Origin of the sequence: Stenotrophomonas sp. Marseille-Q4652, assembly GCF_916618915.1 — a bacterium.
GTDB lineage: Bacteria > Pseudomonadota > Gammaproteobacteria > Xanthomonadales > Xanthomonadaceae > Stenotrophomonas.
In genome coordinates this window covers 977,398-990,070 of sequence record NZ_CAKAKE010000001.1, presented here as the reverse complement: position 1 = coordinate 990,070, position 12,673 = coordinate 977,398, and the positions used below count along the sequence as shown (strand labels likewise).

The following is a 12,673-nucleotide window of genomic DNA, read 5'->3' as shown; positions in this document are numbered from 1 at the left end:
GTTGGCGATCTCCGAAAAAAAACCCGGCCGGAGCCGGGTCCATTGGCCTGGTCAGCCGGCAGTCTTGCCGTTGGCGTCGAGGTAGCGCTCGGCGTCCAGCGCGGCCATGCAGCCGAAGCCGGCCGAGGTGATGGCCTGGCGGTAGTGCTGGTCGGTGACGTCGCCGGCGGCGAACACGCCCGGCACCGAGGTGGCGGTGGCGTTGCCGGAGATGCCGGACTGAATCTTCAGGTAGCCGTTGTCCATGGCCAGCTGACCCTCGAACAGGCTGGTGTTCGGGGTATGGCCGATGGCCACGAAGAATCCGTGCGCGTCGATGTCGCGGGTGCTGCCGTCGAGTGTGGACTTCACCCGCACGCCGGTCACGCCCATCTCGTTGCCCAGCACCTCGTCGACCTCGTGGTGCCACACGGTCTCGATCTTGCCGGCCTCGACCTTGGCGAAGAGCTTGTCCTGCATGATCTTCTCCGCGCGCAGGGTGTCACGGCGGTGGACCAGGTAGACCTTGCGGGCGATGTTGGACAGGTACAGCGCCTCTTCCACGGCGGTATTGCCGCCGCCGACCACGACCACGTCCTGGTCCTTGTAGAAGAAGCCGTCGCAGGTGGCACAGGCGGAGACGCCACGGCCCTTGAACGCCTCTTCCGACGGGATGCCGAGGTACTTGGCGGTAGCACCGGTGGCGAGGATCAGCGCGTCACAGGTGTAGGTGCCGTTGTCGCCGGTCAGGGTGAACGGGCGCTTGGACAGATCGGCGGTATGGATGTGGTCGAACACCACCTCGGTGTCGAAGCGCTCGGCATGGGCCTGCATGCGCGCCATCAGGTCCGGACCCATCAGGCCATGGACGTCGCCGGGCCAGTTGTCGACCTCGGTGGTCGTCATCAGCTGGCCGCCCTGCTGCAAGCCGGTGATGACCACGGGCTTGAGGTTGGCGCGGGCGGCGTACACCGCGGCAGTCCACCCGGCCGGGCCGGAGCCCAGGATCAACAGGGGGGAATGCTTGGTCGGATTGGCGGCAGAAAGGCTCATGTTTACTCGCGAAAGAGTTGGAATGTCGGCACGATCGCGGCGAAGCCGCATCGTGTTCAGCGATCCCATAGAGTGGCGTCCACACCAAGGCGAATCAAGGCGCGTGGATGGAACTGCGCAGATCACCGGCGTCCGGCCGTCCCCATCCCGGGCGTGCAGGCAACGCGTACCGCGGCCTTGCTGCCGATGGGTCGCATCGCCTGCCCAAGGCAGATCCGGGCAGGGTGAAACGTCCCGGTCCGTCGTTTAATATCAATCGCTAACCACGCATTTCTAAGGTCTGGTCAAAGTGGCGAAACAGGTTCCCGAACGAGGCAAGGCACCGGGCGGCAGGTCCGCGGCGGGCAGGGTATCGGCGGCGGACACTCCGCGCCGGCACCGGCTGTGGCGGGACCTTGCATTGATCGCCATTGCCCCGGCACTGCTGTACCTGCTGGCCAGCCTGTTCACCTATTCGGGCACTGATCCGGGCTGGTCGCAGACCGGCAGCGTGGTGGCGCCGGTCCAGAACATGGGCGGCCGCGTCGGCGCCTGGATCGCCGACGTGCTGCTGCAGTTGTTCGGCTACGTCGCCTTCCTGTTGCCGCTGGTGCTGGGCGCCGTCGCCTGGATGGCGCTGTTCGGTCTGAAGCGCGAAGGGCGCGGCGAGGGTGAACTGGATCCGGCGCTGCGCCTGGTCGGGCTGGTCGGGCTCGTGATCGCGGCCACCGGCTTCCTGCACGTGCGCCTGTACGTCGGTGACGTCGCCGATGCCGGCGGCATTCTCGGCAAACTGGTCGGCAATTCGCTCAGCGCCGGCTTTGGCGCGCTCGGCGCCAACCTGTTCGTGCTGGTGCTGCTGCTGACCTCGATCACCCTGGCCACCGGCCTGTCGTGGTTCGCGGTGATGGAAACCATCGGCCGCTGGGTGATGGCCCTGGGCCCGCTGCTGGACAAGAAGAAGGACCAGGCCGCGACCTGGCAGCAGACCCGCGCCCTGCGCGAGGAGCGCGAGGAAGTCCGCAAGGTCGATGCGGTGGTGCGGGCAAAGCGCGAACCGGTGCGGATCGAGCCGCCGCCGGCACCGGTCATCGAGAAGAGCGAACGCGCCAAGCGCGAGACCCAGATCCCGATGTTCCAGGGAGTGAACGGCGATGGTTCGGACCTGCCGCCGCTGGCGCTGCTGGACGATCCCAAGCCGCAGGCCAAGGGCTATTCGGAAGAGACGCTGGAAACGCTGTCGCGGCAGATCGAATTCAAGCTCAAGGATTTCCGCATCGAAGCGCAGGTGGTGGGCGCCTATCCAGGCCCGGTGATCACCCGCTTCGAGATCGAGCCGGCGCCCGGCGTGAAGGTCAGCCAGATCTCCTCGCTGGACAAGGACATCGCCCGCGGCCTGTCGGTGAAGTCGGTGCGCGTGGTCGACGTGATTCCGGGCAAGTCGGTGATCGGCCTGGAAATCCCCAACGTCAGCCGCGAGATGATCTTCCTCTCCGAGCTGCTGCGCTCCCGGGAATACGACAAGTCCGCCAGCCCGCTGACCCTGGCGCTGGGCAAGGACATCGCCGGCCGGCCGACGGTGGCCGACCTGGCGCGGATGCCGCACCTGCTGGTGGCCGGTACCACCGGTTCGGGCAAGTCGGTGGCGGTCAACGCCATGGTGCTGAGCCTGCTGTACAAGGCCAGCCCGAAAGACCTGCGCATGCTGATGATCGACCCGAAGATGCTCGAGCTGAGCGTTTACCAGGGCATCCCGCACCTGCTCGCGCCGGTGGTCACCGACATGAAGGAGGCGGCCAACGGCCTGCGCTGGTGCGTGGCCGAGATGGAGCGTCGCTACAAGCTGATGAGCGCGGTGGGCGTGCGCAACCTGGCCGGCTTCAACAAGAAGGTCCGCGACGCCATCGACGCCGGCCAGCCGCTGATGGATCCGCTGTTCAAGCCGAACCCGGAACTGGGCGAGGCGCCGCGCCAGCTCGAGCCACTGCCGTTCATCGTCATCTTCATCGACGAATTCGCCGACATGATGATGATCGTCGGCAAGAAGGTGGAGGAGCTGATCGCCCGCCTGGCCCAGAAGGCGCGTGCCGCCGGCATCCATCTGATCCTGGCCACGCAGCGCCCCTCGGTGGACGTGATCACCGGCCTGATCAAGGCGAATATCCCGACCCGCATCGCCTTCCAGGTCAGCTCCAAGATCGACTCGCGCACCATCCTCGACCAGTCCGGCGCCGAAGCACTGCTGGGCAATGGCGACATGCTGTACCTGCCGCCGGGAACCGCGATGCCCGACCGCGTGCACGGTGCCTTCGTCTCCGACGAGGAAGTGCACCGCGTGGTCGAGCACCTCAAGGCCAGCGGCCCGGCCGACTACATCGAGGGCGTGCTGGACGAGGTGCAGATGATGGGCGATGGCACCGTCGTTGGCGCCACCGGCCTGCCGGAGAGCAACAGCGGGGGAGGGGACGAGTCCGATCCTCTGTACGACGAGGCCCTGCGCATCGTCACCGAGACGCGCCGTGCATCGATTTCCGGCGTGCAGCGCCGGCTCAAGATCGGCTACAACCGCGCCGCCCGCCTGATCGAGGCCATGGAAGCTGCTGGCGTGGTGAGCGCGCCAGAGCACAACGGCGACCGCACCGTACTTGCACCGCCGCCGCCCAAGTAAGCGGCGGCGCCATCCACCACAGACACGCCTTTGGGGAAATGCATGTCAGGGACACGATGGTTGTTGATGGCGGTGCTGGCGCTGTGGTCGATCACCGCACCTGCGCAGGAGGCCGCACCCGTCACCGCGGCTGACGAGGAGCCCGGCAACCATTACAGCGTGGTCCGCTACCGCAGCGACTACGAGGTGCGCGCCGATGCCTCCAGCGTGCGTACCGAGGAATACGAGATCCAGCTGCACACCAAGGCCGGCGTCGACCAGTTCAGCCAGGTGCGGCTGGACTACAGCGAGCGGATGGAAGCGCTGGAAGTGCTGGCCGCGTACTCGGTGACTCCCGACGGCCATCGCCGCGACGTTCCGCCCGAGCGCATCTACACCCAGGAAAGCTATTCCAGCGCCTCGGCTGCGATGTATGCCGACCGCAAGGTGAGGGTGCTGGTGTTCCCGAACCTGTCGCCGGGCACGCGCATCGTCTACCGCACCCGCCGTTCGCAGAACCAACCGTACTTCCCCGGCTATTTCGGGCTGTGGGAAACCTTCAGCGTGTACACCCGCTATGACGACGCCCAGGTCTCGCTGGTCGCGCCCGCTGGCATGGCCTTGAACATCCACGCCCGCGACGTGGAGGGCGGCAGCAGGCCCACGATCCGCGATGGCAAGGCGCACTGGCAGTGGCACCACCGCAACCTGTCGCCGATGAAGGCGCAGAACTGGAGCGCGGCGGCCTGGGAGTTCAGTCCGATCATCATGGCCAGCACCTACCGGGGCTGGTCGCAGATGGGCACGGCCTACCACCTCAAGGCGGCCCCGGCCGCGGAGGTCACGCCGGAAATCAGTGCGCTGGCCACACGGCTGACGCTGGGCATCGAAGACCGCCGAGAACAGGCCGCGGCACTGTACCGCTGGGTGGCGCAGAACATCCGCTATGTGGCGGTGTACCTGGGCAATGGCGGGCTGGAGCCCAATTCCGCGACCGAGGTGCTCGGCAACCATTACGGCGACTGCAAGGACCACGTGGCCTTGCTGCAGGCACTCCTCGCGGCCAGGGGGATCGACAGCACGCCGGTGCTGATCGGCGCGGGCGGCGGGCCGACCCTGCCGCCGGTGCCAGTGCTGGGCCGCTTCAACCACGCCATCAACTACCTGCCCGAATTCGACCTGTACCTGGACGCGACCAGCCCCTACGCACGGTTCGGCCAGCTGCCCGCCGCCAACCTCGGTGCGCCGGTTGTGCATACCCGCGATGGCAAGCTGGCGCGCACGCCGGCCAACGACGCCAGCCGCGACGAACGGCGCGCGGAAGCCAGCTTCGTGTTCGAGCGCAATGGCGATGTCTCCGGGCAGACCCGTCTATTGCCCGGCGATACGGCGGAAATGGGCATGCGCTCCTCGTTCGCGCGCCTGACCGGCCACAACCGCGGCCGGGTGGAAGAGTCGATCCTGGCTTCGTCCGGCTTCAGCGGCAGCGGCAGGCTGGAAGCCAGCGGCTCACCGCAGGACCTGACCCGGCCCTTCACCTACGGCTACCGTTTCCAGGCCACCGACCACGTGGATTTCGACGAACCCGGTGGCCTGCAGCTGCCGCAGATGCCGGGCGCCGACTCGTTCCGCGACCTGCATGCCCGCACCTCGTCGCCAGCCATCGAGTCGCCGTTCCACTGCACCGGCAGCCGCCAGCAGGAGCGCTACGAGCTGCAGTTCCCGGACTCCGTGCCAGTAGTGGCGGTGCCGCGCGATATCGATTTCAGCAACGCGGCCGGGCGCTACAGCGTACGTTGGCGACGCGACGGCAGCCGGGTGGTGGCGGAGCACGAACTCGAACAGCGGGCCGTGCGCGGGGAAGGGCAGCTGTGCCAGCCGCAGGACTATCTGCTGTTCCGGGAGCTGTACCAGCAGGTGCGTCGCGGCTTCCGCAGCCAGGTCATCTACGGCGATCTGGGCCGGGTTGCGCAGCCGCGCTGAATCACCGGCAACCCGGACGGTTGTGGCAGCAGATCCTGATCGCCCATTCAGCTATTTCGCGGCACACTGGCCGCCCAGTTCCAACGACTACCGGGTCCGCCATGCACGCTTTCCTCCGCCACAGCCTGATCGCTACCACTCTGGCCGTCGCCGGCCTTGCGTCCGGCAATGCCGATGCCGGCGGCCGCGACGAGCTCAAGGCCTTCACCAGTGGCCTCAAGGGCCTGGAAGGCCAGTTCTCGCAGCAGGTGTTCGACGCCCGCGGCAAGGTCAAGGAAACCTCCAGCGGCAAGGTCGCGCTGTCGGCGCCGCGCCTGTTCCGCTGGGAATACGTGCGCCCGCATCCGCAGCTGATCGTGGCCGACGGCAAGAAGGTGTGGGTCTACGAGCCCGACCTGTCGCAGGCCACCGTGCGCGAGCAGGGCGAGCAGGAGCAGAACAGCCCGCTCACCGCGCTGATCAATCCAGCGCTGCTGGACCGCCAGTACGACGTCAGCGAGGAGGCCGCGCCGCGCGACGGCATGCAGTGGTTGTCGCTCACGCCCAAGGTCAACACCGAGGCCAGCTTCCAGTACGCCGCGCTGGGCTTCGGCAAGGAGGGGCTGGGGCGCATGGAGGTGCTCGATGCGGTGGGCCAGCGCACGGTGATCAACTTCACCGGCTGGAAGCGCAACCCGAGCTTCGCCGCCAACACCTTCCGTTACATCCCGGGCAAGGACGTGGACGTGGTCGGCGACCGCTGAGCCACGACGTGTTGCCACTGGCCACCGCGATAGAATGCCGCGGTGGCCAGATCCCGAAATACCTCCTTTGATACTCCCGACCTGCTGAGCGTTGACCGCGAGGGCATGCGTCCGCTCGCAGAACGCATGCGTCCGCGCAACGTGGACGAGATGGTCGGGCAGAAGCGCCTGCTTGCCCCCGGCACCGCCCTGCGCCGTGCGATGGAATCCGGGCGCGTGCACTCGATGATCCTGTGGGGGCCGCCGGGCTGCGGCAAGACCACCCTGGCGCTGTTGCTGGCGCATTACGCCGATGCCGAGTTCCGTGCGATCTCGGCCGTGCTGTCAGGCCTGCCCGAGGTCCGCCAGGTGCTGGCCGAAGCCGCGCAGCGTTTCGCCGAGGGCCGTCGCACTGTCCTGTTCGTGGACGAGGTGCACCGCTTCAACAAGGCCCAGCAGGATGCATTCCTGCCGCACATCGAGCGCGGCACCATCCTGTTCGTCGGCGCGACCACCGAAAATCCCTCGTTTGAACTCAATTCGGCGCTGCTTTCGCGCTGTCGTGTGCATGTGCTCGAAGCAGTCTCGCCGCAGGACATCGTCGAGGCGCTCAAGCGTGCCCTGGCGGACAGCGAGCGCGGGCTGGGAGGCGAGGGGCTCGAGGTCAGCGACGAGTCGCTGCTGGAGATCGCCAGCGCCGCCGACGGCGACGTGCGCCGGGCCCTGACGTTGCTGGAGATCGCCGCCGAACTGGCCGTGGGCGAGGGCGGTCGCATCACTCCGCAGACCCTGCTGCAGGTGTTGGCCGATCGTACCCGGCGCTTCGACAAAGGCGGTGAGCAGTTCTACGACCAGATCTCGGCCCTGCACAAATCCGTGCGTAGCTCCAACCCGGACGCCGCGCTGTACTGGCTGACGCGGATGCTCGACGGCGGCTGCGATCCGTCCTATCTGGCGCGCCGGCTGACGCGGATGGCCATCGAGGACATCGGCCTGGCCGATCCGCGCGCGCAGACCATGGCGCTGGAGGCCTGGGACATCTACGAGCGGCTGGGCAGCCCCGAGGGCGAGCTCGCATTTGCCCAGCTGGTGCTGTACCTGGCCAGCACCGCCAAGTCCAACGCCGGCTATGCGGCCTTCAACCTGGCCAAGCAGGAAGTGCGCGAGACCGGCACCCAGGAAGTCCCGCTGCACCTGCGCAATGCGCCGACCAGGCTGATGAAGGAACTCGGCTACGGCAAGGAATACCAGTACGACCACGACGCCGAAGGCGGCATCGCACTGGACCAGACCGGTTTCCCGGATGCCATGGGCGAGCGCGTGTACTACCGCCCGGTGGAGCGCGGCATGGAGATCAAGCTCAAGGAAAAGCTGGATCGGCTGCGGGCGATGCGCGAACAGGCGCGGGCCGGGAAGAACCAGTGATGCTGGCCACTGCCGGCAAGACTGCAATGTTGGTGGCCGGAGTTGCGGCCAACCCTTACCGCGGCGCAGCGGTCGTTACCCAGACCCGCTACGGAAGCAATCCATGACGCCGTCGGCATCGCTGTGGCAACAGATCTCGCTGGTTGCAGCCGGTGGCGCCCTCGGCGCCGTGCTGCGGTTCCTGGTCGGCGCGAGCCTGCTGCGCAGCCTTGGCAGCGGCTTTCCCTGGGGAACGCTGACGGTGAACCTGGTCGGCGCACTGGCCGCCGGCTTCCTGCTGGTGTGGCTGGAAGGCCGTGCTGGCGAAAATTACTGGCGCGCGTTCCTGATCGTGGGCGTGCTCGGCGGCCTGACCACGTTTTCGTCGCTGATGGTGGAAACCCTGGTGTTCCAGCGCGAAGCCCGCAATGCGCTGATCCCGCTGTACCTGGGCATCAGCCTGGCAGGGGGAATGCTGCTGGTCTGGCTGGGCGCACGTGTCGGTAACCTTTTAACCATGTCGCAAAAGATCATTTCACCGTAACCAATTGAATTGTAAGGGTCCTTTGGTGCGATCTCAGGAGCGCCTCGCCCCTGCACGTTTGGGAAGCGACGCGGTTAAGGGCCATGACCGGACTGCGCGCCATGGCTACGGATCAATCACCCCTTCAAAGGGTTAAGGATGCGTCAAACACGCCAGACAGCGGGTCCGACCACGGGCGGGAGCCTGCTCAATCCTGGCGACAACTCATCTGGACGCTCGCGCATCAGTTCCCATGCCGCGATCCAAAGGCTTGCGCGCCGAATCGACGGATCGGCGATCTCCCGGTACCCGTCCCATCGCAGCTTTTTGACCGGTTCTTGGTGGTGCGAAGGACCGTGGACGTACATCGCGAGGTTCCCGCTGGTCTGGATGCACTTCGTTAAAGGGATGTCCCTGACTTTGTTCATGTTGAAGCTGACGGCGATGAGCAGCTGGCGCGCGGCATGAGGATTACCGGCCAGGTTTGCGGGCCAGGGAGCGCCCTCATACAAGCTGCGCTCGAGGCTTTCCCCAAATGACGCAATCAACTCAAGAATCCGCTGCTCGTGTGCGGTCAGGTCGGGGAGTTGGAACTCGCGGACCTGGGGCCAGCTAGTCCACTGCTCTGGGCAGAGAAGGAGCGGGAATCCATGAACCGCGCACCGGGTGCGAAGAACCCGCCTCCACCCGCGACGGAACCATAGTGGGTCACCTCGGCGCCGGTCGTCTGTCCAGCACAAGGGGCAATAGACCTCATCCGCTTGTGGGGCAAGGAGCCAAGGAGCGTCCGGCAGGCGCTGAGCAGACAGGTCGGAGGGTGGCAGCCCCATAGCGATGGCCATCCTGCGCAGCACGCGGAGAGCGGGTGAGTCGATTTCCCCGTACGGTTGCGGGTCGTCCCAGTTCAGGCATTCCCACAGCCGCTTGGGCGGGCACTCGTATAGCGCGGCGGCGCGGTTGATGACCGAACGCAGCGTTTCGTCCGGCATCGGCGGCCGAATCCACCAACGCTGGCGGGCGGGTTCAGCTTCAAGCATCGATCCTCCGAAGTTCGATCTGTAGAGCCGCTTGTCTCGCAGCAGCCAGCGGCGGTTCGATCATGGCGCGTTCCAATAGCGCCGCCGTGATCCGATCTTCTCCGCACTCGACGGCATGGGCAGCGGCGTGGGTCACCAACTGAACGATCGTCTGCAGAACGCCCCTCGACAGTCGCGTCAACTCCGTCGAGAGCGTCGGCGAAGACAGATAGGAGGGCTTGCGCAACGGAAGCGCCTTCTCCAATGCATCGAGGAAGTTCTTCAGGTACGCATCGCGCGTCCAGATAGGCAACTCCCGGTACTTGAAACGCGCGTTCAAGTGCTCATCGACCTGCATCGCCGCGGGTGCCTGGGATGTCCCCAATATGAGGATCGGCAAAGACAACTCGTTCATGAGGAACTTGATGGTGTCCAATGCGATGCGCTGCTGGCGTGCTGTCGTCGTCAGGATGTCCTGGATCTCGTCGACGACCAGCAACCTGAGATTCGCTGCTCGGCAGAGCTTGATCACCATGCGCTCCCGGCCGCTTCCCGAGTAGCGGCTGGGCTCAGGAACTCCGAACCGGACCAGGATCCGGCTGTAGAGCGTTTTCGCTTCCCGGGCATTGGTCATGTTGATGGCCAGCACTGGTTGGCCGGCCGCCCTTCCGGCCATTGCCGGCGTCGGAGGGTGACGGCGAAGGACGGCACGGGACAGCATGGTCTTTCCGGAACCAGGCTTGCCGGAGACAACCAGCCCATTGGCCCTTGTCTGGGAAGGCATTCGGATGAGGAACTCGATGTGGTCAAGAACTGGGAGCAGCCGTTCGTGCATGATGAATCGCTCGATGAGCATGCGGCCGGCTCGCTCTTCATCAGGCAGGTCAAGTTGCCCACGTGCCGAGGGGTCAAGGTGTCTGAAATCGCTCATGTCCGTCAGCTCCATTCTTCAAGCTGAAGGGCGGCATGGCTGGGGATCGACACATCTACGATTGGCGACGGCTCTGCGGGATTTGCCTCTCTAGAAGACGCGCCACGCTTGTCGGGGCGTTTCCCGCCGCGAGCCGCACGGGTAGCGTTCTGCGCAATGGCCTCGATGCGGTCGGTGACCTCGAACCCCTTGTCTGTTTCGGCGTGAAGTCTGGCTTGCGTGATCCGATCGACCTTCCTGCCGAGAGTAGCTTCCGCCGCGCGGCCGCCGATCAGGGCTGCCGTCACCAGCACCCCGTCCGAGCGTCGTATCCAGACCTCGCTCGGATCTCTTGGGTCATAGCGGACCCGTACAGGCGCATCCGAGCGGAGCATGGGAACCAGATCGTCATGCCAGTAGCGCGATCCCCTGAGCTCGATCCCGGTGCGACGCACTAGGCGCGTTTCGAAGGGCAGGAAATCCATCCGGAAGTCCCTTGGCCGCGCAATCAATGGGGGACTGGTGATGTTTCCTGCCGCATCAGTGAGACTGCGCTCCCACGCAACGATCGGGGGCAAGCCAAGCACGCGATGGTTGCGCTGGTGATAGAACCTGCAGACCTTCTGCGTCATCCATTGACGGAACTCCTCCAGGGTCAGGCGGGCCTTGCCTTCGCTGTCGTAGTTCCCCCGTTCCCGGACGTTGCTGAAAGTGGTGCCCGGCAGGAGATGGGCAATTTTCATGAGCGTGCCGATCAGCCGCTCGATGTGACCTCCGTAGTGCGGTGTCCTGACCGGGCGCCACGTCAGGTCGATCTGGTGTTCGTCGCAGCCTCGCTCCAGCGCCATGCTGCGAAAGTCTTTTCCGTTATCGACCAGAATCCTTCTCGGCTTGCCGTACATCGGCCAGATTCCAGGATCCGTGGCGTTCTCCGGCTTTGGCAGGACGACATGCTCGATGCACAGCGAGACCGACACCGATGAAGGTGCCTCCATCGAGATGTACATGCCGAGTACGCAGCGAGTCGCCACGTCGATCGCCAAGGTGATCCAGGGACGGCCCAACACTTCGAGACGGTCGTCGCTCAGGACCATGACGTCAGCGCGAGTGTGATCGATCTGGATCAGGTCCAGAGGCCGTTCGACCCTCAGACCTCCCACTCGTGGCCGCCACTTTTGATGGGCGGCTGGCCCGCCCTCGCGTGCCATGTCCGAGGCGACACCGATCTCCTGGTTCAAGCGCAGCAAGATCGCCTTGCGTGACGGCATCGGCAGCTGAAGTCGGCGCGCCATCGACTGGGCACGGACCACCACGTATTCCTTGGGCGGCTTTTCGCGACGCATGTAGTGCTTGGCGATGACGTGCCGGATCAATGCATCGACCCGTGGGTCGAGCCGACAGAATCCGAGCGGCCGGCCACCTGGTTTCCTGGCTAGGGTGCTGGCCCTTGGATCTTTCGCAAAGGCGGCACGGATGCGCTGCAGCTGGCGGACACTCAGCTCGTATCGCTTGGCTAGCTTCGTGAGAGCAACTCGAGGTACCTCCCTGCAATCAAGCAGGGCACTCAGATCCTTGGCAAGCTCGGTACACCGCCTCCATTCCGCTTCGTGGATGGTTCCTGCCTCCCTACCAGCGCCGGTCGAAGGAAGTGCCTCGATCTGGGCAATGGGAACGGTGATCATCTTCCCCGTCCCCATGTCTCGCGCATCCACTTGCGAAATCGAACTCGCCCCGTCGATCTGGATCACTCGCCCGTTGGCCATGCAGACGGTTCCCGGGTTCAGTAGGAGGCTCATTCGACACCTCCTTGATCGACGTTGAGATCTTGCTCCGACCTTGCGTGGTTGCGGTTGCTGCCACCCACGCAGCATCTCTGCAGACGTGCCGGCATAGCTGAGGAACCCGGCATGCGCCGGGAATAGGACTTGATGGGCATTGAGCTCTCCCTGCCGGCCCCCTTGAGGCGAACCGGCGCGTTCAGATACATCCCGCCCTGTTTGAACAGGGCAGGGGAACTTGACTTCCTAGGAGGGCGCTCGGAACATAGCCTCAACGGGCGTGAATCCGTTTCAGCTACTGGGCCCCGCATTGGCGTGCGTGGCCCAGTTCGTTCGAGCGATGGAATCTCACTCGCTCATCGTCGGCTCCTTCTCTGTTCGTTCCCTTGCCCCGGATGATCCGCACGCGTCCGTTCGTGCCGGGAAATCTCTCGGTACTTCCTGATGCGGGCCCCGTGTCGTCCGGCTCGCGCTCCTTTCGGGCTCATGCGGCCGCCGGAGGAGTCGCTCGGCGCCTCAGCCCGGCAAGCCATGAGGCAACGTCCTTGGTGAGCGCGTACTTCCCCCGCCGGTGTGGGATGGCGAAGACAGGGACCGGGACCAGGCCCCGTGCCAACGCCTGGCGAAAGCCGTCTCCGGAGGCGTAGCCCAGCGCCTGACGCAGCTCGTCTTGACCAAT

Annotated in this window: 9 protein-coding genes; 5 read left to right on the top strand and 4 right to left on the bottom strand. The window is 65.5% G+C overall.

Annotated elements, in window-relative coordinates; all coding sequences use genetic code 11:
* Positions 1-51: 51 nt before the first annotated feature.
* A complete protein-coding gene (gene trxB, locus LG380_RS04550; RefSeq protein ID WP_225763795.1) occupies positions 52-1,032 on the bottom strand; it encodes a thioredoxin-disulfide reductase in 981 nt (326 codons plus the stop codon).
* A gap of 289 nt (positions 1,033-1,321) precedes the next feature.
* Here trxB and LG380_RS04545 point away from each other — a divergent pair, with 289 nt between their 5' ends.
* The 5 genes from LG380_RS04545 (at position 1,322) to crcB (ending at position 8,311) form a co-directional block, all read left to right on the top strand.
* On the top strand, positions 1,322-3,679 hold the full coding sequence (locus tag LG380_RS04545) for a DNA translocase FtsK (RefSeq protein WP_225763794.1): 2,358 nt from the start codon (positions 1,322-1,324) through the stop codon (positions 3,677-3,679).
* 42 nt (positions 3,680-3,721) lie between these two features.
* Complete coding sequence (locus LG380_RS04540; protein ID WP_225763793.1) at positions 3,722-5,641, top strand: DUF3857 and transglutaminase domain-containing protein; 1,920 nt, start codon at positions 3,722-3,724, stop codon at positions 5,639-5,641.
* 101 nt (positions 5,642-5,742) lie between these two features.
* Entirely contained in the window at positions 5,743-6,384 is a 642-nt protein-coding gene (gene lolA / locus LG380_RS04535) for an outer membrane lipoprotein chaperone LolA (protein WP_225763792.1), read from the top strand.
* 42 nt (positions 6,385-6,426) lie between these two features.
* Positions 6,427-7,788 (top strand): replication-associated recombination protein A, encoded by a 1,362-nt coding sequence (locus LG380_RS04530; RefSeq protein WP_225763791.1) that lies wholly within the window; start codon positions 6,427-6,429, stop codon positions 7,786-7,788.
* A 103-nt stretch (positions 7,789-7,891) separates the two neighbouring features.
* Entirely contained in the window at positions 7,892-8,311 is a 420-nt protein-coding gene (gene crcB / locus LG380_RS04525) for a fluoride efflux transporter CrcB (RefSeq protein WP_225763790.1), read from the top strand.
* Between the two features lie 143 nt (positions 8,312-8,454).
* Here crcB and LG380_RS04520 read toward each other — a convergent pair whose 3' ends face one another.
* The 3 genes from LG380_RS04520 to LG380_RS04510 are packed head-to-tail and all read right to left on the bottom strand — an operon-like array spanning position 8,455 to position 12,012.
* Positions 8,455-9,327 carry a TniQ family protein gene (locus LG380_RS04520; RefSeq protein WP_225763789.1) on the bottom strand — a complete coding sequence of 291 codons (873 nt, stop codon included), beginning with the start codon at positions 9,325-9,327 and terminating at the stop codon, positions 8,455-8,457.
* The gene (locus LG380_RS04515) at positions 9,320-10,237 is read right to left on the bottom strand and encodes a TniB family NTP-binding protein (protein WP_225763788.1); all 918 of its coding nucleotides are present in this window, start codon (positions 10,235-10,237) and stop codon (positions 9,320-9,322) included. The genes LG380_RS04520 and LG380_RS04515 overlap by 8 nt, the downstream gene beginning before the upstream one ends.
* 5 nt (positions 10,238-10,242) lie before the next feature.
* Positions 10,243-12,012, bottom strand: coding sequence for a Mu transposase C-terminal domain-containing protein (locus LG380_RS04510; protein ID WP_225763787.1), 1,770 nt, complete (start codon positions 12,010-12,012; stop codon positions 10,243-10,245).
* Positions 12,013-12,673 lie beyond the last annotated feature (661 nt).